Origin of the sequence: Pseudoxanthomonas composti (assembly GCF_004122095.1) — a bacterium.
Lineage (GTDB): Bacteria > Pseudomonadota > Gammaproteobacteria > Xanthomonadales > Xanthomonadaceae > Pseudoxanthomonas_A > Pseudoxanthomonas_A composti.
The window spans coordinates 623,242-646,972 of sequence record NZ_SAWZ01000001.1 but is presented as its reverse complement, the minus strand read 5'-3'; the positions used below and the strand labels follow the sequence as shown (position 1 = coordinate 646,972).

Here is a 23,731-nt window from a genome sequence, read left to right as displayed (position 1 = left end):
TTTCTGTCTTCCTCCTGGAGTCACCATGCAACGTCCCTCGCGTTTCGCCCTGTCGGCCCTGAGCCTGGCGCTGTCCCTGGCCGCCGGTTCGGCCACGGCGCAGTCCACCTTCAGCCGCACCGTGTTCTTCGGCGACAGCCTCACCGACGCCGGTTATTACCGTCCGCTGCTGCCGGCCTCGGTGCAGGCGGTGACCGGCCAGTTCACCACCAACCCGGACTGGGTGTGGGCGCAGTACGTGGCCGACTACTACGGTACCAACGCCGCCGCCAACGGCAATGGCCAGGTGGGCGACAACTATGCCGCCGGCAACGCCCGTGTCGGCGTGGCCAATCCCAGCGCCCTGGGCGTGGCGCCCTCGCTGGCCACCCAGACGAGCAACTACCTGGCGGCCAACGGCGGCAAGGCCGACCCGAATGCGCTGTACTCGGTGTGGGGCGGGGCCAACGACCTGTTCGCCATCGCCGCCGGTGCGCCGGTGCAGACCACCATCGGCAGTGCCGTGGCTGCCGAAGTGGGCATCGTCGCCAGCCTGCAGAACGCTGGCGCGCGCTACGTGATGGTCAGCAACCTGCCCGACGTCGGCATCACCCCGCGCTTCCGCGCCGGTGGCGCGGCGGCGATGGCCCAGGGCACCGCCCTGGCCACGGCCTACAACACCGCGCTGTTCTCCGGCCTGCAGAGCGCCGGGCTGCGGGTGATCCCGGTCGATACCTTCCACCTGCTGCAGGAAGTGGTGGCCAATCCGGGGACCTATGGCTTCACCAACGTTAGCGGCACCGCCTGCCAGCCGCAGATCACCGCGCAGTCGCTGACCTGCAACCCGACCAGCTACGTCAGCCCCGATGCGGCCGACACCTATGTCTTCGCCGATGGCGTGCACCCCACCGGTCGCACCCACGAGCTGCTGGCGCAGTACACCTTGTCGATCCTGGAGGGGCCGCGCACCCAGCAGATCCTGACCCATTCGGCGCAGATGGTCGGCCGCTCGCGCGCCGACCAGGTCGCCTGGCACGTCGATGGCCGCCCGGACGCCGAAGGCGTGCGCTGGTGGGGCAACCTGCGTGGCGACATGCAGCGCTACCAGCACGGCGACCTGTACGACGGCCTGGCCCCGGCCGGCCTGTTCGGCGTGGACTGGTCGCAGGGCGACTGGGTGTTCGGCGGCTTTGGCGGCTTTGGTCGCACCGACGCCGACTTCGGCAACCGCGGCGGCGACTACAGCCAGGACGATTCCACCCTGGGCGGATTCGCGGGCTGGTATGGCGAGCAGGCCTGGATCAATGCCCAGGTCAGCTACAGCTGGCTGAGCTACGACGTCACCCGCAAGGTCAACCTTGGCCCGGCCACCATCGAGCACACCGGCTCGCCGGACGGCAGCAACCTGACCGCGGCACTGCAGGGCGGCTACGAGTTCGGCCAGGGCAGCTTCAGGCACGGCCCGGTGGCCGCGGCGATCTGGCAGAAGGTCAAGCTGGATGGCTACACCGAGAGCAACCCCAACTCCAGCGCGCTGGGCTTCAGCGACCGCGACGTCGAGTCGATGGTCGGCCGCATTGGCTGGAAGGCCAGCATCGATGCCGGCGCGGTCAAGCCGTACCTGCAGGCCACCTACGACCACGAGTTCAAGAAGAACCAGGAAGCCACCGCGTGGCTGCAGACCATGTCCGAGCTGGGCGAGTACGCCGTGCCGGGCATCGACTTCGACCGCAACTACGCCTCGGTGGTGCTGGGCGCGCGGGTCAAGGCCTGGGGCCTGGACAGCAACCTGGGCATCGCCACCACCAGCGGCCAGTCGCGTGCGCACGACACCTCGCTGTTCGTGAACTTTGGCGGCAGCTTCTGAGCGGCTGATCCATCCTTGCCCGGCTGCAGCCGGGCAGGGCGGCTGTATTGCAAGCCAGTGAGTTGCATGTGCGTCGCGGGAGGAGTCTCGGCCCCGGCGCTTCGGTTGAGGTGCGTCGGGGGCGAGGCCCCTTCCGCTATTCGAATCTCATGATGCGGGCGGTCTACTCGGCGCGCGATGCACCGGCCGAGCGCGGCATGCTCTAGTTGGCCGCCCCGCTTTCTTGCGCAACCACCGGCCCGGCGCATAGACTGCGCGAGCTTCGCGGGTGTAGCTCAATGGTAGAGCTGTAGCTTCCCAAGCTACTGACGAGGGTTCGATTCCCTTCACCCGCTCCATTCCTGTCATACGGCCGATGTCCAATGGCCGCTTTCGGCCACCCCGGACCTGCGGTCCCGTCTGCATGAAGCTGGCCATCCTCTCGCGCAACAGCAAGCTGTACTCCACGCGTCGCCTGGTCGAGGCGGGACGGGCCCGCGGCATGACCGTGCGCGTGCTGGACCCGCTGCGCTGCTACATGCGCATCGACAATACCGGCTTCGCCCTGCACTACCGCGGCCGCCCGCTGAGCGGCTTCGATGCGGTGATCCCGCGCATCGGCGCCTCGATCACGCGCTACGGCACCGCGGTGCTGCGCCAGTTCGAGCTGATGGGGGCCTACACGCCGAACCCGTCCGAGGCGATCCTGCGCGCCCGCGACAAGCTGCACGCACACCAGCTGCTGGCCGCGGCCGGGATCGGTCTGCCGGTGACGGTGTTTGGCGACAACCCCGACGACACCAGCGACCTGCTGTCGCTGCTGGGGCCGACCCCGCACGTAATCAAGCTAACCGAAGGCGCGCAGGGGGCGGGCGTGCTGCTGACCGAGAAGCCGGCGGCCTCACGCGGGGCGGTGGAGGCGCTGCGTGGGCTCTACGCCAACTTCCTGATCCAGGAGTTCATCGGCGAAGCCCAGGGCTCGGACATCCGCTGCCTGGTGGTCGGCGACCGGGTGGTCGCGGCCATGCGTCGGACCGCGCCGGAGGGCGATTTCCGCTCCAACCTGCACCGCGGCGGCACCGCCGCGCCCTGCCAGGTGACCGAAGAGGAGGAGGCCGTGGCCGTGCGCTCGGCCCGGCAGCTGGGCCTGGGCATTGCCGGGGTGGACCTGATCCGTGCCTCCCGCGGCCCGCTGGTGCTGGAAGTCAATTCGACCCCGGGGCTGGAGGGGGTGGAGGCGGTGTCGGGGGTCAACGTGGCCGATGCGATGATGTCGCTGCTGCTTTCCAAGGTCCCAGCGCCCGGCGCGGCCGCAAGGCGCCTTCGCAAGAATTCACACGACCATGTGCCAGAATCCTGCCGTTAAGCTGTGACCGGCATCATGGGGGGAGTGGCTTGGAATGCCCCGCCGTCTTGCGAGATGCAGGGTCATTCCAGCGTCCTCCCATCCCGGCATCGGGCGTTGCGCGCAAGGCGCGACCGATGCATGAAGCAAGTCATCGGAGCCTCATGCGAATTCTCGTCATCGAAGACAACAGCGACATCGCCGCCAACCTTGGCGACTACCTCGAGGATCGCGGGCATACCGTGGACTTCGCCGCCGACGGCGTGACCGGCCTGCATCTGGCGGTGGTGCACGACTTCGATGCCATCGTGCTTGATCTCAACCTGCCCGGCATGGACGGTCTGGAAGTCTGCCGCAAGCTGCGCAACGAGGCGCGCAAGCAGACGCCGGTGCTGATGCTGACCGCGCGCGACAGCCTGGACAACAAGCTGGCCGGCTTCGATTCCGGTGCCGACGACTACCTGATCAAGCCGTTCGCCCTGCAGGAAGTGGAAGTGCGCCTCAACGCGCTGTCGCGTCGCGGCAAGGGCGTGCAGACGCGGGTGCTGGAGGTCGGCGATCTGGAATACAACCTGGATACGCTCGAGGTCCGTCGCGAAGGCAAGCTGCTGCAGCTCAACCCGACCGCGCTGAAGATCCTCCAGGCGCTGATGGAGGCCGCCCCGGCCGTGGTCACCCGCCAGGAGCTGGAGACGCGGGTGTGGGGCGAGGAGCTGCCCGATTCGGATTCCCTGCGCGTGCACATCCATGGCCTGCGCTCGGTGGTGGACAAGCCCTTCGGCAATCCGCTGATCCAGACCCGTCACGGCATCGGTTACCGGATCGCCGCACCCGATGCCTGAAGCGGCGCCCGCGCAGCGGGCGTCTTCCAAGGGGCGACGCTTCCGCCGTCGCCTGCGGACCCGCATCATCGCCTCCTTCGCACTGTTGGGCGTGTGCCTGACGGTACTGTTCGCTTATGCCTCGATCGCCGCGCGCCAGCGCGTGGAGAGCCAGCTGGTCGAGGATGTGATGAACAAGAACCTCGACGCGTCCTGGCGTAGCTATGTGGCCACCGCGGGCAAGGGCAACCTGGACGTGCAGGTCCAGCAGATGCGCGCCTTCCTGTACGTGCCGGAGAACTTCGAGCGGCTGCGGCAGGAACGCCCGGACTGGTATGCGCTGGAAGACGGCATCCATCCTCTGTCCGGCGTGGACGATAACGGGGAGCCGTATTCCTACAAGCTGGGCGTGCGCAAGACGCCCAACGCGTGGTTCTACATCGCCTATGACATGAGCCAGGTCGCACGCGGCGAGGTGCAGTTCAAGCGCACGGTCTACACCACGGTGGTGGTGTTCACGCTGGTGTCGCTGCTGGTGGGCTGGTGGGCGGCCTCGCGGGTGATGCGGCCGGTGTCGGACCTGGCCGGGCGCCTGCGTGCCTATCGCGGCTCCAGCAACCCGACGCAGCTGGCGCCGATGTTCCCGGAGGACGAGGTCGGTGAGCTGGCCAAGGCGCTGGACGACTATTCCATGCGCCTGACCGACGTGGTCCAGCGCGACCGCGAGTTCAATGCCGACGTCAGCCACGAGCTGCGCACGCCGCTGGCGGTCATCCGCGGCGCCACCGAGCTGCTGCTGACCCGGCCCAACCTGGACGAAAAGGTGCACCAGCGCCTGCTGCGCATCCAGCGTGCCGAGCAGCAGTGCTCGGACCTGATCGGCGCCCTGCTGCTGCTGTCGCGCAACGAGCGCGGGCAGGGCACCAGCGATGTGGCCAAGGTCGCCGAGCAGCTGCTGGATTCGCACCGCGCCCAGATCGGCGGCAAGCCACTGGAGCTGGTGCTGGAGGGCGAGCGCGGGCTGGTGATCGATGCGCCCGATTCAGCGCTGTCGGTGGCGCTGGGCAATCTGATCGGCAACGCGGTCAAGTACACGCAGGAAGGCAAGGTGGTGGTGCGCCTGCTGGACGATGCGGTGGAGGTGGTCGATTCCGGCCCCGGACTGAGCGAGGAGGACGCGGCCAAGCTGTTCCAGCGCGGCTACCGCGGCACCCACGCCGGGCATTCGCAGGGCGGCGGCATCGGCCTGTCCATCGTCAGCCGCCTGTGCGAGCTGTATGGCTGGCAGGTGGGCGTGCGGCCTGGGGTCGAGCGCGGGGTGGTGGCCACCTTGCGGTTCCATCCCGCCAGCCCCTAGGGCCCTGCGCTAGAGCGTGATCCAGAAGCAGTTGTAGCTGCGGCGCAGCCCCAGCACGGTGGAGGCCGGCGTGCTGCCGTTGCGCAGGGTCTGCTCCAGCCGCAGCCCGATCGGGCGCGTGCCGGGCGGCGCGGTCTGTGGGTAGTAACCATCGGTGTTGGCATCGGCGATGCTGCCATCGGGGTTGGTCAACGGCGGTGGTGCCGGGTGCATGGGGCGGATATCCACCAGCGGCCGCTCCACAATGGCCTCCATGCGGTCCAGGATGCGGTTGGCGCTGGCATCGGAGACCCCGTTCCACAGGTACAGGCCCGCCAACCGGTTCACGTCCCGGGCATCGATGGCGGCGGTGATCTGGTAGACCAGGTCGCTGAGCGTGCGCGAGCAGCCGCGGCGATAGTAGGACCCGGCCTGCGCGTCCGGGCGCGTGGTGTCCGGCACGCGCTGTACCGCGCCGAGGTCCTCGCAGCGCTTGTCCGAGTACACCGTCTGCCCCGAGGGCGTGATGCAGCGCTGCACGCCCGCGGTCTGCGCATCGGCGCACGCAGGCATGAGCAGGGGAGCGCCGAGCAGGGCGGCCGACACGAGCAATCGCATGGGCGCAGCCTAGCGCAGCCGCGTGCCGCCGCGCGTCATGGCGATCCGGTTCAACCCAGGCGCGAGAGCACCAGCTGGGTCGGCTTGGCCAGGTTGAGCGTGTAGAAGTGCAGCGACGGCGCGCCGCCTTCGATCAGCCGCTGGCACAGCTGCGCCACCACGTCGGCGCCGAAGTCGCGGATGGCCGCGGCGTCGTCCCCGTAGGCGGTCATGCGCTTGGCGATCCAGCGCGGAATCTCCGCGCCGCACTGCTCGGAAAAACGCCGCAGCTGGCTGAAGTTGGAGATCGGCATGATGCCGGGGACGATCGGGATCTCCACGCCCAGCTTGCGCACCGCATCGACGAAGCCGAAATAGGCATCGGGGTTGTAGAAGTACTGGGTGATGGCGGCATTGGCCCCGGCATCGACCTTGGCCTTGAAGTGCTTCAAGTCGCTGAGCGCGTCGCTGGCCTGCGGATGGGTCTCGGGGTAGGCGCCCACTTCCAGGTGGAAGGCGTCGCCGTGCTCGGCGCGGATGAAGCTGATCAGCTCCGAGGCATAGCGCAGGTCGCCGGGGTGGCCCATGCCCGAGGGCAGGTCGCCGCGCAGGGCGACGATGCGCCGGCAGCCGATGGCGCGGTACAGCTTGAGCAGCTCGCGGATTTCCTCGCGGCTGCCGCCCACGCAGGACAGGTGCGGGGCGGCCTCGAAACCGTGGTGCTGCTTGAGATGGCGCACGGTCTCGGAGGTGTAGCTCAGCGTGGAGCCGCCCGCGCCGAAGGTGCAAGACACGTACTCCGGCGCGTACTTCTTCAGCTTGTCCGCGGCACGGTCCAACTGCGCGCGCTGCTCATCGGTCTTGGGCGGATAGAACTCGAAACTGATGGACGTCATGACGGCTTGGGCGGTGGCTGGCGATGCATTCTATCGCTTCATCGCGATGGATGCATATGGATGCGTCTGCCATCGAGTGGTCCGGCCCGAGCGAAGTTGATGGCGGCGAATGTGTGGATGGCGGGTTTTCGGTCGTGCTCGCCAACATGGGAGCGATTCTTGTGGGGGCGGCTTTAGCCGCGAAGGGGCTTTCCCGGTAAAGCCTCTTCGCGGCTAAAGCCGCTCCCCCAAAAAAGCAGCTCCCAAAAGCAGCCCTCAAGAGCAGCTCCCACAAAAGAACATCCTCCGAGGGTTTGCACCGCACGCACGCCATCCGACTACGTTTGCGACAGGTCGTGGACGGGTTCTTAGAATGTGTCCTTTCAAGACTCGCGCTAGGTGAGCAGATGACGCTGGAACCCTTCTATCCCATCGGTACCCCCGGCCAGCCCTGGGGCGTGCAGGAAAAGGCGCAGTGGCTGGCGCGGCAGACGCGCCAGCGCAGCTATGCGGACCAGGTGGTGAGCGAGATCGATCGCCTGCGCGCGCACTTCGATGTCAGCCAGTACGGGCTGCTGAGCTACGGGCAGGAGCGGTATCCGCTGCATGCGCTGCGCAGCCGCGGCTGGGATGACGCGCTGCCCACCGCGCTGGTGACCGGCGGCGTGCATGGCTACGAGACCAGCGGGGTGCATGGTGCGCTGCAGTTCCTTCACACCCGCGCGCTGGACTACGCTGGGCGCGTGAACCTGCTGGTGGTGCCGTGCGTGAGTCCGTGGGGCTACGAGCGCATCCATCGCTGGAATCCCGATGCCATCGATCCCAACCGATCCTTCCGCGCGGACAGCCCGGCGGGCGAATCGGCGGCGCTGTGGGCGCTGACCGAGCCGCTGCGCCAGCGCTGCCTGGTGCATGTCGACCTGCACGAAACCACCGACAGCGACGAGTCCGAGTTCCGCCCGGCGCTGTGTGCGCGCGACGGCAAGCCGTTCGAGCCCGATGGCATTCCCGATGGCTTCTATCTGGTGGACGACAGCGAGAACCCGCAGCCAGCCTTCCAGCAGGCCATCATCGCCGCCGTGGCCGAGGTGACGCACATCGCCCCGGCCGATGCGGACGGGATGATCATCGGCTCGCCCGTGGTCGCTCCGGGAGTGATCGAGTATCCGGTCAAGCGCCTGGGCCTGTGCGCGGGGATCACCGCGTCACGCTTCGTGACCACGACCGAGGTCTATCCGGACAGCCCCAGGGCCACGCCGCAGCAGTGCAACGATGCGCAGGTGGCGGCGGTGTGCGCGGCCCTCGACTATGCCCTGGCCCACGGATGAGCCAGCAACCCTCGATCGTGCTGACGCCCTTCGCGCGCACGCGCCTGTTCCCGCGCACGCCGCGCGGTAACACCATCCAGGACTGCACGGCCGAACAGTTCGAACGCCACCTCAACGAGCACGCGCCGTTGAAGGTGCTCGATGGCTACGCGCCGTTCTGCAAGTTGCACGTGCACCGCAACTGGACCACCACGCGCTGCCTGACCGTGCCGATCACCGCGGACAACCGCCAGCAGCTGCGCTCGGCCTACGAGGCGCGCAGTTCGGCCGAGCTGCCGGTGCTGGTGCGCTGGTTCGAAGGCGTGCAGGCGCCGGTGGCCAACTACCTGCTGCCCATCCTCTACAGCCGCGCGCAGCTGGAAAAAGAGGGTGAGCCCATCGAGGCCGACTGGGGCGTGGTGGGCTGTCTGTACACCGCCGAGCCCGAGGAAATCCCGATGGCGCCCATCACCATGCTGCGTAACGCGCTGGGCGTGGAGGAGGGCGGCTCGGGCGTGGCGCTGGATCGGCAGGCGTATCGACGCGCGGTGGCTTTCTGGGACGCCAACGCCAACTGGCGGCCGTAAAACGCGTGCGCCTCACGCTCTGGGCGTTACTCATGATGCCCTTGTCCGCCAGCGCTGTCGGCAGTGTATGGACTGACAGGTTTGCGCGAATGCAGGACATGAAAAGAAACGGGCGCCCTTCGGCGCCCGTTTCCTTGCAGCATGGCGATGAACTGCCGATCGATCAGTAGCGGTAGTGGTCCGGCTTGTACGGGCCTTCCACCGGCACGCCCAGGTAATCGGCCTGCTGGGTGGTGAGCTTGGTCAGCTTCACGCCGATCTTCTCCAGGTGCAGGCGGGCGACCTCTTCGTCCAGCTGCTTAGGCAGGCGATAGACGGTCTTCTCGTAGACGTCCTTGTTGGCCCACAGGTCGATCTGCGCCAGGGTCTGGTTGGCGAAGGAGTTGGACATCACGAAGCTCGGGTGGCCGGTGGCGCAGCCGAGGTTGACCAGGCGGCCTTCGGCCAGCAGGAAGATCGCGTTGCCGTTGGGGAACACGAACTTGTCCACCTGCGGCTTGATGTTGATGCGCTCGGCGCCGGAGGCATACAGCGCATCGACCTGGATCTCGTTGTCGAAGTGGCCGATGTTGCACACGATGGCCTGGTCCTTCATGGCCTTCATGTGGTCAAGGGTGATGATGTCCTTGTTGCCGGTGGTGGTGACGTAGATGTCGGCCTGGCCCAGGCTGTCCTCGACGGTGTTGACCTCAAAGCCCTCCATCGCCGCCTGCAGCGCGCAGATCGGGTCGATCTCGGTGACGATCACGCGGGCGCCATAGGCGCGCAGCGAATGCGCCGAACCCTTGCCGACATCGCCGTAGCCGCAGACCACCGCGACCTTGCCGGCCAGCATCACGTCCATGGCGCGCTTGAGGCCATCGGCCAGCGACTCGCGGCAGCCGTAGAGGTTGTCGAACTTGGACTTGGTGACCGAGTCGTTGACGTTGATCGCCGGCACCAGCAGCTTGCCGGCCTCGGCGATCTGGTAAAGGCGGTGCACGCCGGTGGTGGTCTCCTCGGACACGCCCTTCCAGTCGGCGACCACGCGCGTCCAGTAGCCGGGGCGCTCGACGGCCACGCGCTTGAGCAGGGCCTTGATCACGCCTTCCTCGTGCGAGCTGGCCGGCTCATCGACCCACTTGCTGCCGTTTTCCAGCTCGTAGCCCTTGTGAATCAGCAGGGTGACATCGCCGCCGTCGTCCACCACCAGCTCCGGGCCGGTCAGGGTGCCGTCGGGCAGGGTGAAGGTCAGTGCGTCCAGTGTGCAGTCCCAGTACTCCTCCAGCGTCTCGCCCTTCCAGGCGAACACCGGCGTGCCGCTGGCGGCAATCGCGGCGGCGGCGTGGTCCTGGGTGGAGAAGATGTTGCACGAGGCCCAGCGCACGTCGGCGCCGATGTCCTTCAGCGTCTCGATCAGCACTGCGGTCTGGATGGTCATGTGCAGCGAGCCGGTCACGCGCACGCCCTTGAGCGGCGCGGAGGCCTGGTACTTGCGGCGGATCGACATCAGGCCGGGCATCTCGTGCTCGGCGATGTCCAGCTCTTTGCGGCCCCAGTCGGCCAGGGAGATGTCGGCGACTTTGTAGTCGCCTTCGGTGGAGAAGGTTTTCAGTTGCGCATTCATGCGGATGCTCCGGTCAAGGGCGGGCGTGGAAGCTCGCGGTTGCCGGGCGCCGTTGCGAAGAAGACATCGCCGAGCCTGGCCCGGCACCCATGCCATGGCACGGTTCGGGTCGCAGCGCCCCTCGGCGAAGCGCGCAGTATATCGCCGCCACCAAAGTCGAGCGATGAACACGCCTGCCTTTGCAGTAGGCTTGGCGTCCCCTCGCAAACGGCAAAGTGTGGCGCTGAAGATGAGTTCATCTGCAACTGTGTCGGCATCTTCGCCGATCTCTGAATTCGCCACCCCGGACCTGCCGCTGCGCGACGACGTGCGCCGGCTGGGCGCGCTGGTCGGCGACATGCTGGCCGAGCAGGTGTCCGAGACCTTCCTGGCGCAGATCGAGACGATCCGCACCGCCGCCATCGCCCGCCGGCAGCAGGGCCAGACCACCGAAAACCTGGCGCGGACCCTGGCGGGGATGCCGCCGGAAGAGGCCGAGGCGCTGATCCGCGCCTTCAGCGCCTACTTCCAGGTGGTCAACATCGCCGAGCGGGTCCACCGCATCCGCCGCCGTCGCGACTACCAGCGCCAGGGCGATGCGCCCCAGCCCGAAGGCCTGCAGGCCAGCCTGCTCAAGCTCAAGGAGCAGGGCGTGGGACTGGACGAGGCGACCCAGTGGCTCTCGCGCATTGACCTGGAGCCGGTGTTCACCGCGCATCCGACCGAAGCGGTGCGGCGCGCGTTGCTGGAGAAGGAACACATGATGGTCGCCAGCCTAGTCAATGGCCTGGACGGCGGGCGCACGCCGGGCGAGGCGGCTACCGACGCGGCGCGCTTCAGGATGGCGCTGACCGCGGCCTGGCAGACCGCTGATTCCTCGCCGGTGCGCCCGACCGTGGCCGACGAGCGCGAGCACGTGGGCTTCTATCTCACCGAGGTGCTCTACCGCGTGGTGCCGGTGTTCTACGAGTCGCTCGAGCACGCCTTCGTGGAGGTCTACGGCAGCGCACCGGAGCTGCCGCGCGTGCTGCGCTTCGGCACCTGGGTGGGCGGGGACATGGACGGCAACCCCAATGTCGATGCCAGCACCATCAAGGCCACCCTGGACGCGCAACGTCGCGCGGTGCTGGAGCGCTACCTCAAGGAGCTGTGGCAGCTGGCCAGCCTGCTCAGCCAGTCCACCACGCTGGTGAGCGTCAGCGATGCCTTGCTGGCGCGCCTGCAGCAGTACCAGGCCGAGCTGCCCGAAGCGGCCAAGCGTTCGCGCCCGCGCCATGGCGACATGCCCTACCGCCTGCTCAACGACCTGATGCGCGCGCGCCTGCGCGCCACGCTGGAGGACGCGCCGGGCAGCTACGCATCGCCGGAGGAGTTCGCCCAGGACCTGCAGCTGATCCTGGACAGCCTGGCGGCCAACAAGGGCCAGCACGCGGGCTGGTTCGCGGTGCGGCGCCTGCTGTGGCGCCTGCGCACCTTCGGCTTCCACCTGGCGCGGCTGGACGTGCGCCAGGAGTCGAGCGTGCATGCGGGCGCCGTGGCCCAGGCGCTGGGCCAGGCCGAGCCGGCGCAGCAGGAGGCGGCCGAACGCGCCAGCGCACTGCAGCCCTATGCCTCGGGCGAGCAGGTCCTGCCCAGCTCGGAGGAGGAGGTCAATGCGCGCCTGGATGCGGTGTTCGCCGCGCTGGCCGATGCGCGCGCGCGCCACGGTGCCGACGCGCTGGGCAGCTACATCATCTCCATGGCCCACAGCCGTGCCGACGTGCTGACCGTGCTCGCCCTGGCGCGCCGGGGCGGCCTGGTGGACGAGAAGGGCCAGGTGCCGCTGGACATCGCCCCGCTGTTCGAGACGGTCGATGACCTGCGCCACGGGCCGGAGGTGCTGCGCGACCTGGCCGCCGATCCGGTCTACCGCCAGCACCTGGCCGCGCGTGGCGATACCCAGATGGTGATGCTGGGCTATTCGGACAGCGGCAAGGATGGTGGCACCACCGCCTCGCGCTGGGGCCTGCAGCGCGGCCAGGTGGAACTGCTGGAGGCGGCCCAGCAGCTCGGCATCAAGCTGACCTTCTTCCATGGCCGCGGCGGCTCGATCAGTCGCGGCGGCACCAAGACCACGCGCGCGGTCGATGCCTCGCCGCGCGGCAGCGTGGACGGCCGCCTGCGCGTGACCGAGCAGGGCGAGGTGATCCACCGCAAGTACGGCATCCGCGCGCTGGCGGTGCGCTCGCTGGAGCAGTCGCTGGGGGCGGTGATGGTCTCCAGCATCCGCCCGCGCCCGGCCGAGCCGCGCGAGGCGCAGTGGCGCCGGATCATGGAGACCGTGTCCAAGGCCAGCAACCGCGCCTACCTGGATTTCGTCGGCGCCGATGGCTTCATGGACTACTTCCGCGCGGCCACGCCGATCGACGTGATCGAACGCATGACCCTGGGCTCGCGGCCCTCGCGTCGCCTGGGGCAGGACGCGGCGCTGAGCAACCTGCGCGCCATCCCGTGGGTGTTCGCCTGGAGCCAGGCGCGCTCGACCATCCCGGGTTGGTACGGCGTGGGCAGTGGCCTGGCCGCGGCGGTGGACGCCTTCGGCATCGAGGCGGTGCGCGAGATGGGCCGGGACTGGCCGTTCGTGCGCACCTTCTGGGACGACATCGCCATGGTGCTGGCCAAGGGCGACCTGGACATCGCCGAGCTGTTCTCGCAGCTGGCCGGCCCGGACCTGCACGCGCGGTTCTTTCCGCGCATCCAGGCCGAGCACGCCCTAACCCAACGCTGGCTGCTGGCCCTGTCGGGAAATGAGACCCTGCTGCAGCACGACCAGCGCCTGGCGCTGTCCATCCGCCTGCGCAACCCCTACATCGACCCGATGAGCCTGCTGCAGGTGGACCTGCTCAAGCGTTGGCGCGCCGCCGAACGCGAGGACGATGCGCTGCTGCGGGCGCTCGTGGCCAGCGTGAACGGGGTGTCGCAGGGCGTGCAGAATACGGGGTGAGTGGGGCGAGAAACGAGAAGCGAGGAACGAGAAACGAGTGAGAGCCTACGGATCCTGGCAGCCCACTCGTTCCTCGTTCCTCTCCACTCGTTCCTCGCCCTCAAATGCGTAGCGTCGAAGGATCCGGCCCCAGCCGCGTGCCGGCGTCGAGCTTGCCGATCTGCGCCATCTCCTCGGCGCTGAGTTCGAAGTCGAAGATCTCGGCGTTTTCCTTGATGCGCGCGGGCGTCACCGATTTGGGGAACACCACCAGGCCCAGCTGCACGTGCCAGCGCAGGATGACCTGGGCGGCGCTCTTGCCGTGGGCCTGGCCGATGGCCTGCAGGCCGGGGTCCTTGAGCAGGTCGCCGCCCTGCGCCAGCGGGCTCCAGGATTCGGTGAGGATGCCGTGCTGGTGGTGGTAGTCGCGCAGCGCGGACTGCTGCAGCAGCGGGTGCAGCTCGATCTGGTTGACCACCGGCATCACCCCGGTCTCGGCCAGCAGGTGCTCGATGTCGGCGACGCGGAAGTTGGACACGCCGATGCTGCGCACCTTGCCCTCGGCCTGGGCCTGGATCATCGCCTTCCAGGTGTCGACGAACTTGCCGTCTTCCGGGCAGGGCCAGTGGATCAGGTACAGGTCCACGTAGTCCAGCTGCAGCTTGGACAGGCTGCGGTCCAGCGCCTTGAGCGTGCTGTCGTGGCCCTGGTCGGCGTTCCACAGCTTGGTGGTGATGAACAGCTCATCGCGCGCCAGGCCCGACTCGGCGATGGCGCGGCCGACGCCTTCCTCGTTCTGGTAGATCGCGGCGGTATCGATGTGTCGATAGCCCAGCTTGAAGGCCTCGCCGACCACGCGCGCGGTTTCCTCCGCCGGGGTCTGCCAGACGCCCAGCCCGAACTGCGGGATGCGACGGCCGTCGAGGAGGGGAAGGGTAGGAATGGATGACATGCGGTAGGTCCTCGGTGCGACAGGAAAACAGGCAGGCAGCCTACGCCCTGACGCGTTCGGATCGCGCCAAACGCCACGGGTGCGGCTGCAACACAATGTTGCGCGCATGGGCCAGGCCTGGCGCGATGCCGTTGGCCGGGCAGCGAGCCTGTCCAGGCGCTCGAAGCGCCGCGGGACGCGCGCGTGGCGAGGTCCCGTGGCGGCCTGGCCGAGGATCAGCCGTCCAGCTCGCTCCAGCGGGCGTAGGCCGCCTCCAGCTGCACGTTCAACGCCGCCAGCGCTTCGTTGGCCGCCACGATCGCCGCGGCGTCCTGCTGGAAGAAGGCCGGCTCGCCCATCGCCGCGGTGCGCTTGGCGATGTCGGTCTCCAGCTGCTCGATCCTGCCCGGCAGCTGTTCCAGCTCGCGCTGGTCCTTGAAGCTGAGCTTCTTCTTTGCAGCCGCCGCGGGCGGGGCCGCCGCCGCCGCGGAGTTGGCAGCGATGACCTGTTCGGTCACGGTACGGTCGGTCTGCCGGGCCTGGCTGTCGAAGCCGGCCTTGCCGCGCGGGCGCTGGCGCAGCCAGTCGTTGTAGCCGCCCACGTAGTCGCCCACGCGGCCCTCGCCTTCCAGCACCAGGGTGCTGGTGACCACGTTGTCGATGAAGTCGCGGTCGTGGCTGACCAGCAGCAGCGTGCCCTTGTAGTCGGCCAGCAGCTCTTCCAGCAGCTCCAGCGTCTCCACGTCCAGGTCGTTGGTCGGTTCGTCCATCACCAGCAGGTTGGAGGGCTGGGCGAACAGCTTGGCCAACAGCAGGCGGTTGCGCTCGCCGCCGGACAGGCGCGTGATCGGCGCGCGCGCGCGTTCGGGCGAGAACAGGAAATCCTGCAGGTAGCCGATGATGTGCTTGCGGCTGCCGTTGATCTCCACGAAGTCCGTGCCCTGGGCGACGTTCTCCAGCGCGTTGCGCGACTCGTCCAGCTGGCTGCGGTGCTGGTCGAAATAGGCGATCTGCAGACTGGTGCCCAGCTCCACCGTGCCCTGCTGCGGCACCAACTCGCCCAGCAGGATCTTCAGCAGGGTCGACTTGCCCGACCCGTTGGGGCCGATGATGCCGACGCGGTCGCCGCGCATGATGTTGACGCTGACATCGTCCAGCAGGGTGCGCCCGGCGTAGGCCTGCGTGATGTGCTCGGCACTGATGACCTTCTTGCCAGAGGCCTGTGCATTGGAGGTCTCCATGCGCACGTTGCCGGTCAGCTCGCGGCGCGCGGCGCGCTCGCGGCGCATAGCCTTGAGCGCGGTGACGCGGCCTTCGTTGCGGGTGCGCCGGGCCTTGATGCCCTGCCGAATCCACACTTCTTCCTGTGCCAGCAGCTTGTCGAAGCGCGCATTCTCCTGCGCCTGCGCATGCAGGCGCTCCTCGCGCCGGCGCAGGTAGTTGTCGTAGTCGCCCGGCCAGCTGGTGACCTGGCCGCGGTCGATCTCGACGATGCGCGTGGCCAGGTTGCGCAGGAAGCTGCGGTCGTGGGTGACGAAGATCAGGCTGCCTTCGAAGGACTTGAGGAACCCTTCGAGCCAGTCGATGGCCTCGATGTCCAGGTGGTTGGTCGGCTCGTCCAGCAGCAGGATGTCCGGCTTGCGCACCAGCGCCTGGGCCAGCAGCACCCGGCGCTTCATGCCGCCGGACAGGCCGGCGAAATCCGACTCGCCATCCAGTTCCAGCCGGTCCAGCGTGGCCTGCACGCGTCGGTCCAGGTCCCAGGCGTGGTTGGCTTCGATCTCGCTCTGCGCACGGCCCATGGCGTCCATGTCGCCAGCGTTGAGCGCATGGTGGTAATCGGCCAGCAGCTTGCCCAGCGCGCCCAGCCCCTGGGCGACCACGTCGAAGATGCTGCCGCTGGTGTCCGGCGGCACTTCCTGGGCCATGCGCGCGATGACGATGCCCGATTGCACGCGGATCTCGCCGTCGTCGGCCTGCAGCTCGCCGGCGATCAGCTTCATCAGGGTGGACTTGCCGGCGCCGTTGCGGCCGACGATGCACACGCGTTCGTTGGATTCGATCGAAAGATCGACGTGTTCGAGCAGCAGCGGTCCGCCGACGCTGTAGTCGACGCGCTGGATCTGGAGGAGAGACATGCGGCCATTGTAGCCGGCCGGCCGCGTCGGCCGGGCGCCGCGTTGGCTGTCAGGGGGCCGAATCGCCAGGCGTGCGGAATTCATCGCCCGGCGCTTCGGGACGATCGCGCTGGCGGGTGCGGGCTTCCTCGCTGGCCACAGAGGCGGCGAAAGCCAGGCACAGCACCGCCCCCAGCACCGGCAGCAGCCACACCAGGGCCAGCTGCAAGGTGGTCTGCGCCGGCGAGAGCAACGGCGAGCGCAGCACGCGCCAGGTGGCGATCGCATTGAGCGCGATGACCAGCAGGCTCAGACACAGGGCGATTTTCATGACCGGGCTCCTTGGCAGCAGTGCGGTGAGGACGGGACGCGATCGTGCAACAGGCGGAACAACACAGGCCAGGCGGACGCCGCGGTGCAGGGGCCCCACGAGGTGAGCGAAGTCTTGACCTGCAGGAGGCCTATCATAGCGGCCGTGTTTGAAGCATCCGTCTTGCAGATCGGGAGAAGTGTCAGGTGAACATCGAAGTGGAACAGGGCCCGATGGCGGATGCGGCGCTCGAGCGTCTGGAGACGCTGCTGCTGGAGCAGGTGGTGCCGGAAGGTGGCATGACGCTGGAGATGGTCGATGGCTATCTCTCGGCGCTGGCGGTGGGGCCAGAGCCTGTCATGCCCGGCGAGTTCCTGCCGCTGGTCTGGGGCCAGGCGCAAGCCGAGGACCCGGAGCATGCGCAGGCCCGGACCGAGCTCGTCATGCAGTTGTGGCACCACATCCGCTGGCGCGTGGGACAGCCGCCCGAGGAAGAAGCCGAAGACGGCCAGGGCACCAGCGTGCGGGCCGAGCTGATGCCGCTGCTGTTGATGCCGGAAACGGACGATGACCAGGACGGTGAGGATCCGCTTGCCGGCATTCCCGAGGATTTCCCGCTGGGCGTGGCCTGGGCGACGGGCTTTCTCCAGGGCGTGTCCTTGCGCGGCGAAGCCTGGCAGGCCTGGTTGGCGGGCGATGAGGACTTCCTGGACGACATGTCCATGGTGCTGACCCTGTCGGTCCTCGATGCCGAGCACGCCGCACAGATGGAGATGGAGGCCGATCAGGTCCTCATGCTGGAAGAGCGCATGCAGCTGGTCATCGAGCTGCCGGGCATGCTGCACGATCTCCACCTGCGGCGGCTGCAGGGGCACGAGGGCGGGCAGCGCCTGCACTAGCGCTTGGCTGCGCGCGCTGTCCGCGCGTGCGCGGACCACGCACCGGGTCTGCGCCGCAAACGAAAAAAGGACCCGAGGGGTCCTTTTTTCGTTCCAGCGCGGAGGCCGAGTTACTTCAGCTTGGCATCGGCGCGCAGCGCCTCGGCCTTGTCGGTCTTTTCCCACGAGAAGGCAGTGGCGGTGTGCGCATTGCCCGCCCCGTCGGTGTAGGTGAACTCCTTCGGCTTGCGGCCGAAGTGGCCGTAGGACGCGGTCGGCTGGTACATCGGGTGGATCAGGTCCAGCATCTGGATGATGCCGTACGGGCGCAGGTCGAAGTGCTTGCGGATCAGCTTTTCGATCTTCTCGTCCGGAATCTTGCCGGTGCCGAAGGTGGTGACCGAGATCGAGGTCGGCTCGGCCACGCCGATGGCGTAGGACACCTGCACCTCGCAGCGGTCGGCGAGGCCGGCGGCGACCACGTTCTTGGCCACGTAGCGCGCCGCGTAGGCGGCCGAGCGGTCGACCTTGGACGGGTCCTTGCCGGAGAACGCGCCGCCGCCATGACGGGCCCAGCCGCCGTAGGTGTCCACGATGATCTTGCGGCCGGTCAGGCCGCAGTCGCCCACCGGTCCGCCGATGATGAACTTGCCGGTCGGGTTGATGTGGAACTTGGTGCCCTTGTGCAGCCACTTGGCCGGCAGCACCGGACGGATGATCTCCTCGCGCACCGCCTCGATTAGGTCCTTCTGCTTGATGCCCGGATCGTGCTGGGTGGACAGCACCACCGCGTCGATGGCGGTGGCCTGGCCGTCCTCATAGCGCAGGGTGACCTGCGACTTGGCGTCCGGACGCAGCCAGGACAGCGCCGAGTTCTTCTTCTTGCGGATCTGCGCCTGGCGCTCGACCAGACGGTGCGAGAGATGGATCGCCGCCGGCATGTAGCTGTCGGTTTCCTTGGTGGCATAGCCGAACATCAGGCCCTGGTCGCCCGCGCCCTGTTCTTCCGGCTTCTTGCGGTCCACGCCCTGGTTGATGTCCGGGGACTGCTTGCCGATCAGGTTGAGCACGCCGCAGGTCTCGCCGTCGAAGCCGACGTCCGAGCTGTTGTAGCCGATGTCCAGGATGACCTTGCGGGTCAGCGCTTCCAGGTCGATCCAGGCGCTGGTGGTCACTTCGCCGGCCACGATCGCCACGCCGGTCTTGACCAGCGTCTCGCAGGCCACGCGGGCGCGCTTGTCCTGCGCGAGGATCGCGTCCAGGACCGCATCGGAAATCTGGTCGGCGATCTTGTCCGGATGGCCTTCGGAGACCGATTCGGAAGTGAACAGGTAGCTGGACATTCGGCTTATATCCTTTGATTCGGATGAAAAGATGGGCGCGCATGATACACGGCGACGCCGCCCTGCGCATTCTCCGCTCCGGCAGGTTGCACCCTCGTTAACACGGCCGCCGGCGCCGGTGTCACCTGCATGCCGCAATTTCGCAACACCGGTGACGTGCTTCGGCCCGACCCTGCGCGTCCAGACACCGCCGCCGGGACCAGGCCATGCGCTCTCTGGAAGACAGCATCGCAGCACGTTACCCCCGCTGGTTCAGCGGCCGCTCGGCGCGGCTGACGCGGCCGCTGCTGCAGCGCTGGAGCCGCTGGTCGCGGCTGCAGGAGACGCTGGAGTTCCTGGAGCGCAGCGAAGGACTGCACGGCATGGCCTTCCTGGAAGCGGCGCGCAGTTTCCTGCAACTGGACTACCGCGTGCAGGCCGGGCCGGGCGCGCCGCTGCCGGCGCAGGGGCGGTTGCTGGTGGTGGCCAATCACCCCTCCGGCGCGCGCGATGCGCTGGCGCTGCTGCACTGGGTGCTGCAGCAACGGCCGGACGCGCGCATCGTGGCCAACGACTTGTTGGCGCAGATCGCGCCGCTGCGGCAGCTGCTGCTGCCGGTGCGCATCCTCGGCGGCAGCATCACCCCCGGCAGCGTGCGCGCGGTGGAGCAGGCGCTGGAGCAGGAGCGCTGCGTGATCGTGTTTCCCGCCGGCGAGGTCTCGCGGCTGCGCCCGCACGGCATCCGCGATGGCCGCTGGCAGCGCGGCTTCCTGCGCTTTGCCCGCCGCAGCGGCGCGTCCATCGTGCCGGTGCGTATCCGCGCGCGGAATTCGGCGCTGTTCTATGGCGCCTCGGCGATGTTCAAGCCGGTCGGCACCGCCCTGCTGCCGCGCGAGATGCTGCCGCGCCCACGCCAGCGCATGGAGCTGTGCGTGGGACAGCCGCTGCAGCTGCGCCAGGACGAATCGGACCCCCAGGCCGCACGGCGCGTCCGCCGCGCGGTCTACGCGCTGGACCGGCGCGATGCGCTGCTGAGCGCCGTGCCGGTGCCGGTGGCGCCGGCGGGCGCGGTGGCGCGCATCGCCCAGGACGTGCGCCAGCTGACGCTGCTGGGCCGCACCAGCGATGGCATGGAGATCCGCTGCGGACGCCTGGCGCCGGACTCGGCGCTGATGCAGGACATCGGCCGCCTGCGCGAGATCACCTTCCGCGCGGTGGGCGAGGGCAGCGGCAAGGCGCGCGACCTGGATGCCTTTGATGCCTGGTACGAGCACATCGTGCTGTGGGATCAGCAGCGCCGCCAGCTCGCTGGCGCCTACCGCCTGGCCCGTGGCGACGCCCTGCCGCCGGGGCAGGACATCGGCGCGCTGTACACCGCCTCGCTGTTCGACTACGACGCGCCCACGCGGGCCCGCCTGGCGCAGGGCATGGAGCTGGGGCGCTCGTTCGTGTCCCCGGCGTACTGGGGCAGCCGCAGCATCGACTACCTGTGGCAGGGCATCGGCGCCTACCTGGCCGGGCAGCCGCAGGTGCGCTACCTGTTCGGCGCGGTGTCCATCAGCGCGGCCATCCCGGCGCCTGCGCGCGAGCAGATCGTCGACTACTACCGCACCTTCTACGGCAGCTGTGGCGCCACCGCGCATCGTCCGTTCGATCCGGCACCGCGCCCGGGCCAGTGGCAGGCGCTGGATGCCGAATCCGCCTTCGCGGTGCTGCGCGACAACCTGGAGGCCCTGGGCGCGCGCGTGCCCATGCTGTATCGGCAGTACACCGAGCTGTGCGAGCCGGGTGGGGTGCGCTTCCTGGCCTTCGGCGTGGATCCGGATTTCAGCGACTCGGTCGATGGCCTGATCGAAGTCGACCTGCAGCGCATGCAGCCGCGCAAGCGCAAGCGCTACCTCAAGCCGGCGGCGCGTGAGGAGATGCCGGCATGAAGCGCGCCGTGTTCGTGTCCGATGTGCACCTGGGCTCGGCGCACTGCCATGCGGCCGAGTTCGCCACGTTCCTGGAAGGCCTGCAGTGCCGGCGGCTGTACCTGGTGGGCGACATCGTCGACCTGTGGTGGATGGCGCAGCGCCGCGCGCGCTGGGATGCGGCCCACCAGCGCGTGGTCGAAGCGCTGCACGCGCTGGCCCGCAGCGGGACCGAGCTGATCTACGTGCCGGGCAACCACGACCGCGCCGCGCGCCGCTTCTGCGGACTGCTGCTGCCGGCCATGCAGGTGCGCCGGCGGCTGATCCACACCACGGCCGATGGCCGCCGCCTGCTGGTCACCCACGGCGACGATTTCGATGCCATCACCCATTTCGGCGGGCTGCAGGAGCGCTTCGGCGACTGGCTGTACTACCGCATCCTCACCGGCAACCGCGTGGTCAACCAGGCGCGCCGGCGCCTGGGCCTGCGCTACTGGTCGCTGTCGGACTATCTGAAGAAGAGGAGCGCGGCGGCCGAGCGCTATATCGCGCGCTTCGTCGGCGCCTGCTTCGAGGACGTGCGCAAGCGCGGGCTGGATGGCATCGTCTGCGGCCACATCCACCGCGCCGCGCTCAAGCGCGAGGGCCAGCTGATCTATGCCAACGATGGCGACTGGGTCGAGAGCCTGACCGCGCTGTGGGAGACCGCCGACGGCACCCTGCAGCTGGTCTCGCACCGGGGCGAGGTGCTGGCCGAGGTGCCGCCGCGCCTGCGCCTGGTCAAGGCGCCGGCGCTGGCCGCCTGAGCGGCTGATCCAACTGGCCAGATCGGAGTCCATGACCCCTGGCCGGTCGCTCCTGCGCGCGGCGTATGTCGTGACATGGACAAGGACCGACGTGCCCGTTTTTCCAGACCCCTGCTGGTGCTGCTGGCGCTGGCCCTGCTGGCGCTGCTGTTGATACGCAGCATGGCCGGTACCGCCCGCGATGGCCTGACCATCGACGAGCCCTACCACTATGCCGCCGGCGTCTACTACCAGCGCCAGGGCGACTACCGGCTCAATCCGGAGCATCCGCCCCTGGCCAAGCGCTGGGTGGGGCTGTGGGCACCGGCGGACGTGGTCGCCCCGCCGCTGCGCGTCCTGCGCGAGAAGGACGACGAGCGCGTGTTCGTGCAGACCATGGCCTTCCTGGACAACCCGCCGGCGCAGACCCAGGCGGCGATCCGGCACGGCATGTTCGCTTTGAACCTGCTCCTGCTCGGCCTGTTGACCGCAGTGGTCTGGCGCGTGGCCGGCGCCTGGTGGGCGCTGGGGATGCTTGCGTTCCTGGCGGTGGACCCGACCATCGGCGCGCACCTGCCGGTGCTGATGACCGACCTACCGCTGACGCTGGCGCTCGGGCTGGCCGCGGCCACCGCGGCCTGGCTGGCCACGCGCTGGCGATGGAGCGCGGCGGTGGCGTTCGGTATCGCCGCCGGCCTGGCCCTGGCGGCCAAGCACTCGGCCCTGCCCGGATTGATCGGGATCGGCGCGCTGTTGCTGGGGTTGGCGTTGTGGCCGCGCCGGGCAACGACGCCCGCGCCAGCAGTCCCCGCCCGGCTGGGTCGGCTGGCCGCCGCGGTGCTGCTGGCGGTGGCGGTGCTGTGGGCCTGCTACGGGTTCCAGTACCACGCCACCGCCCAGGGCACCGACCCGTTCAACAAGCCCTTCGAGGCCAAGATCGACGACCTGTCCTCGCCGCTGCAGCGCACGGTGCTGCATGCGGTCGATCGCGCGCACCTGCTGCCGCGGCCCTACCTGTGGGGGCTGGCCGACACCTTGCGCACCGGCGTGGAAGGGCGCGGGCAGGACAACTTCTGGCTGTTCGGGGTCAAGTACAAGCATGCCGCGCCGTGGTTCTTCTGGCCGGCCATGCTGGCGGCCAAGCTGCCGCTCGCGCTGTGGCTGGCGGTGGCCGGCGGCCTGCTGGCGTTGTGGCGCGCGCCGCTGCAGCGCGGCCAGCGCCTGCTGCTGGCGACGATGGCCGCGCTGGCCATCGCCCATCTGGGCGCCTTGCTGGCCTCCAACGGCACCTGGGGCGGCATCCGCCACGCCCTGCCGCTGTACCTGCCACTGGCCACCCTGGCCGGCGTGCTGGCCTGGCGCGTGTCGCTGTCGGCGCGGCGGCGCTGGCTGCTGCCGCTGGCGGCCGCACCGGCGGCGATCGCGCTGGCCATGACGATCGGCGAGCCGCGCCTGTGGGAGTACTGGAGCGAGCCGGCCGGCGGTACCGCGCGCGGCTTCGCCAACTTCAGCGACGAGGGCGTGGACCTTGGCCAGCGCCTGCCGGAGATCGGCGCGGCCTTGCAGCCCTACATCGCGCGCGAGATTCCCATCTACAACAGCTACATCAGCCAGCCCGAGTGGGCCAAGGCCGAGCACGTGCCGTTGCGTCGCTTCGCCGAAGGGTTGGACGACACCAATGTCGGCGGCCACTACGGCGGCGTGTTCGTGATGGGCATGGGCGCGACCATCCCCGAGCCGGAGTACGACTACGACCCCAAGCAGATGCTGCGCAACCTGCGGCTGGTGCAGCGCATCGGCACGGCCGGCATCTGGGTCGGGCGCATGGACGATGCGCGCCTGCATGCGCGCGGCATGGTCCGGCACATCCTCGATGAGGTCTACAAGAATCCGCATCCAAACTGGGGCAAGGTCGCCGCGCGCTGCGACGAGATCCTCAAGCTGATGCCCTTCGCCGTGGGTTGTGCGGTGGAAAGCGGCAATGCCTGGGCGCGTCTGGGAGACGTTTCGCGCGCGCGCCGGGCCTGGTCCGGCGGCGTGAAGTACCTGCCGCCCGGCGACCCGGTCGGCCGCCAGCTCGAAGGGCTGATGGCGTCCACCGCCGACGGCAAGCTGCCGGCGGACTGGAAGCCGGCACGCAATCCCTGGATGGAATGAGCGCGCTCGGGCCGGGCTGACCGCAAGGGGCCTGGCACGGCCCTGCCGATGCGCTGCCGAGCGCCGCGGCCGACTGCT

At 68.8% G+C, this 23,731-nt stretch carries 18 protein-coding genes, 1 tRNA gene and 1 riboswitch; of the genes, 12 read left to right on the top strand and 7 right to left on the bottom strand.

Annotated elements, in window-relative coordinates; translation table 11 throughout:
- Positions 1-58: 58 nt before the first annotated feature.
- The 5 genes from EPA99_RS02680 (at position 59) to EPA99_RS02660 (ending at position 5,348) form a co-directional block, all read left to right on the top strand.
- Positions 59-1,846 (top strand): autotransporter outer membrane beta-barrel domain-containing protein, encoded by a 1,788-nt coding sequence (locus EPA99_RS02680; protein WP_206733681.1) that lies wholly within the window; start codon positions 59-61, stop codon positions 1,844-1,846.
- Between the two features lie 264 nt (positions 1,847-2,110).
- Positions 2,111-2,184 (top strand) — tRNA-Gly (locus tag EPA99_RS02675).
- Positions 2,185-2,249: 65 nt separating this feature from the next.
- Positions 2,250-3,191: a 30S ribosomal protein S6--L-glutamate ligase gene (rimK, locus tag EPA99_RS02670; protein ID WP_129469627.1), complete on the top strand. Its 942-nt coding sequence runs from the start codon at positions 2,250-2,252 to the stop codon at positions 3,189-3,191.
- A 143-nt stretch (positions 3,192-3,334) separates the two neighbouring features.
- Entirely contained in the window at positions 3,335-4,012 is a 678-nt protein-coding gene (locus tag EPA99_RS02665) for a response regulator transcription factor (RefSeq protein ID WP_129469626.1), read from the top strand.
- On the top strand, positions 4,005-5,348 hold the full coding sequence (locus EPA99_RS02660) for a sensor histidine kinase (protein ID WP_129469625.1): 1,344 nt from the start codon (positions 4,005-4,007) through the stop codon (positions 5,346-5,348). Before EPA99_RS02665 ends, EPA99_RS02660 begins: the two co-directional genes overlap by 8 nt.
- Positions 5,349-5,357: 9 nt before the next feature.
- Here the strand turns inward: EPA99_RS02660 and EPA99_RS02655 are convergent, their stop codons facing one another.
- Together EPA99_RS02655 and metF are read right to left on the bottom strand one after the other, a co-directional pair.
- Positions 5,358-5,945 carry a hypothetical protein gene (locus EPA99_RS02655; protein WP_241688230.1) on the bottom strand — a complete coding sequence of 196 codons (588 nt, stop codon included), beginning with the start codon at positions 5,943-5,945 and terminating at the stop codon, positions 5,358-5,360.
- A gap of 50 nt (positions 5,946-5,995) precedes the next feature.
- Positions 5,996-6,820, bottom strand: coding sequence for a methylenetetrahydrofolate reductase [NAD(P)H] (gene metF / locus EPA99_RS02650; RefSeq protein WP_129469624.1), 825 nt, complete (start codon positions 6,818-6,820; stop codon positions 5,996-5,998).
- A 386-nt stretch (positions 6,821-7,206) separates the two neighbouring features.
- Here metF and EPA99_RS02645 point away from each other — a divergent pair, with 386 nt between their 5' ends.
- Positions 7,207-8,127 (top strand): M14 family metallopeptidase, encoded by a 921-nt coding sequence (locus tag EPA99_RS02645; RefSeq protein ID WP_129469623.1) that lies wholly within the window; start codon positions 7,207-7,209, stop codon positions 8,125-8,127.
- Positions 8,124-8,693 carry a DUF3228 family protein gene (locus EPA99_RS02640; protein WP_129469622.1) on the top strand — a complete coding sequence of 190 codons (570 nt, stop codon included), beginning with the start codon at positions 8,124-8,126 and terminating at the stop codon, positions 8,691-8,693. The genes EPA99_RS02645 and EPA99_RS02640 overlap by 4 nt, the downstream gene beginning before the upstream one ends.
- A gap of 163 nt (positions 8,694-8,856) precedes the next feature.
- Here the strand turns inward: EPA99_RS02640 and ahcY are convergent, their stop codons facing one another.
- Positions 8,857-10,299, bottom strand: coding sequence for an adenosylhomocysteinase (ahcY, locus tag EPA99_RS02635; RefSeq protein ID WP_129469621.1), 1,443 nt, complete (start codon positions 10,297-10,299; stop codon positions 8,857-8,859).
- A gap of 37 nt (positions 10,300-10,336) precedes the next feature.
- A riboswitch (S-adenosyl-L-homocysteine riboswitch) is annotated at positions 10,337-10,428 on the bottom strand.
- Positions 10,429-10,528: 100 nt separating this feature from the next.
- Here ahcY and ppc point away from each other — a divergent pair.
- On the top strand, positions 10,529-13,261 hold the full coding sequence (ppc, locus tag EPA99_RS02630) for a phosphoenolpyruvate carboxylase (protein ID WP_129469620.1): 2,733 nt from the start codon (positions 10,529-10,531) through the stop codon (positions 13,259-13,261).
- Between the two features lie 100 nt (positions 13,262-13,361).
- Here ppc and EPA99_RS02625 read toward each other — a convergent pair whose 3' ends face one another.
- The 3 genes from EPA99_RS02625 to EPA99_RS02615 all read right to left on the bottom strand — a co-directional run bounded on the left by EPA99_RS02625 (position 13,362) and on the right by EPA99_RS02615 (position 16,619).
- Positions 13,362-14,192, bottom strand: a complete 831-nt coding sequence (locus tag EPA99_RS02625; protein WP_129469619.1) for an aldo/keto reductase — start codon at positions 14,190-14,192, stop codon at positions 13,362-13,364.
- A gap of 215 nt (positions 14,193-14,407) precedes the next feature.
- Positions 14,408-16,309, bottom strand: a complete 1,902-nt coding sequence (locus EPA99_RS02620) for an ATP-binding cassette domain-containing protein (protein WP_129469618.1) — start codon at positions 16,307-16,309, stop codon at positions 14,408-14,410.
- 49 nt (positions 16,310-16,358) lie between these two features.
- A complete protein-coding gene (locus EPA99_RS02615; RefSeq protein WP_129469617.1) occupies positions 16,359-16,619 on the bottom strand; it encodes a hypothetical protein in 261 nt (86 codons plus the stop codon).
- A gap of 185 nt (positions 16,620-16,804) precedes the next feature.
- Here EPA99_RS02615 and EPA99_RS02610 point away from each other — a divergent pair, with 185 nt between their 5' ends.
- The gene (locus EPA99_RS02610) at positions 16,805-17,497 is read left to right on the top strand and encodes a YecA/YgfB family protein (protein ID WP_129469616.1); all 693 of its coding nucleotides are present in this window, start codon (positions 16,805-16,807) and stop codon (positions 17,495-17,497) included.
- A gap of 110 nt (positions 17,498-17,607) precedes the next feature.
- Here EPA99_RS02610 and metK read toward each other — a convergent pair whose 3' ends face one another.
- Positions 17,608-18,819, bottom strand: a complete 1,212-nt coding sequence (gene metK, locus EPA99_RS02605; RefSeq protein WP_129469615.1) for a methionine adenosyltransferase — start codon at positions 18,817-18,819, stop codon at positions 17,608-17,610.
- 206 nt (positions 18,820-19,025) lie between these two features.
- Between metK and olsF the strand changes: the two genes are divergently transcribed.
- The 3 genes from olsF (at position 19,026) to EPA99_RS02590 (ending at position 23,653) form a co-directional block, all read left to right on the top strand.
- Complete coding sequence (gene olsF, locus EPA99_RS02600) at positions 19,026-20,732, top strand: bifunctional ornithine lipid synthase OlsF (protein ID WP_129469614.1); 1,707 nt, start codon at positions 19,026-19,028, stop codon at positions 20,730-20,732.
- Positions 20,729-21,517, top strand: coding sequence for a UDP-2,3-diacylglucosamine diphosphatase (locus EPA99_RS02595; RefSeq protein WP_129469613.1), 789 nt, complete (start codon positions 20,729-20,731; stop codon positions 21,515-21,517). Before olsF ends, EPA99_RS02595 begins: the two co-directional genes overlap by 4 nt.
- A 75-nt stretch (positions 21,518-21,592) precedes the next feature.
- A complete protein-coding gene (locus EPA99_RS02590; RefSeq protein WP_129469612.1) occupies positions 21,593-23,653 on the top strand; it encodes a hypothetical protein in 2,061 nt (686 codons plus the stop codon).
- Positions 23,654-23,731 lie beyond the last annotated feature (78 nt).

Bases quoted from the DNA above. Each gene is read 5' to 3' on its own strand.
- EPA99_RS02625 (WP_129469619.1), bottom strand. From the start codon at position 14,192: ATGTCATCCATTCCTACCCTTCCCCTCCTCGACGGCCGTCGCATCCCG.
- EPA99_RS02590 (WP_129469612.1), top strand. From the start codon at position 21,593: ATGGACAAGGACCGACGTGCCCGTTTTTCCAGACCCCTGCTGGTGCTG.
- EPA99_RS02620 (WP_129469618.1), bottom strand. From the start codon at position 16,309: ATGTCTCTCCTCCAGATCCAGCGCGTCGACTACAGCGTCGGCGGACCG.
- EPA99_RS02640 (WP_129469622.1), top strand. From the start codon at position 8,124: ATGAGCCAGCAACCCTCGATCGTGCTGACGCCCTTCGCGCGCACGCGC.
- EPA99_RS02595 (WP_129469613.1), top strand. From the start codon at position 20,729: ATGAAGCGCGCCGTGTTCGTGTCCGATGTGCACCTGGGCTCGGCGCAC.
- metK (WP_129469615.1), bottom strand. From the start codon at position 18,819: ATGTCCAGCTACCTGTTCACTTCCGAATCGGTCTCCGAAGGCCATCCG.
- ppc (WP_129469620.1), top strand. From the start codon at position 10,529: ATGAGTTCATCTGCAACTGTGTCGGCATCTTCGCCGATCTCTGAATTC.
- EPA99_RS02615 (WP_129469617.1), bottom strand. From the start codon at position 16,619: ATGAAAATCGCCCTGTGTCTGAGCCTGCTGGTCATCGCGCTCAATGCG.
- ahcY (WP_129469621.1), bottom strand. From the start codon at position 10,299: ATGAATGCGCAACTGAAAACCTTCTCCACCGAAGGCGACTACAAAGTC.
- EPA99_RS02645 (WP_129469623.1), top strand. From the start codon at position 7,207: ATGACGCTGGAACCCTTCTATCCCATCGGTACCCCCGGCCAGCCCTGG.
- EPA99_RS02665 (WP_129469626.1), top strand. From the start codon at position 3,335: ATGCGAATTCTCGTCATCGAAGACAACAGCGACATCGCCGCCAACCTT.
- metF (WP_129469624.1), bottom strand. From the start codon at position 6,820: ATGACGTCCATCAGTTTCGAGTTCTATCCGCCCAAGACCGATGAGCAG.
- EPA99_RS02660 (WP_129469625.1), top strand. From the start codon at position 4,005: ATGCCTGAAGCGGCGCCCGCGCAGCGGGCGTCTTCCAAGGGGCGACGC.
- rimK (WP_129469627.1), top strand. From the start codon at position 2,250: ATGAAGCTGGCCATCCTCTCGCGCAACAGCAAGCTGTACTCCACGCGT.
- olsF (WP_129469614.1), top strand. From the start codon at position 19,026: ATGCGCTCTCTGGAAGACAGCATCGCAGCACGTTACCCCCGCTGGTTC.
- EPA99_RS02655 (WP_241688230.1), bottom strand. From the start codon at position 5,945: ATGCGATTGCTCGTGTCGGCCGCCCTGCTCGGCGCTCCCCTGCTCATG.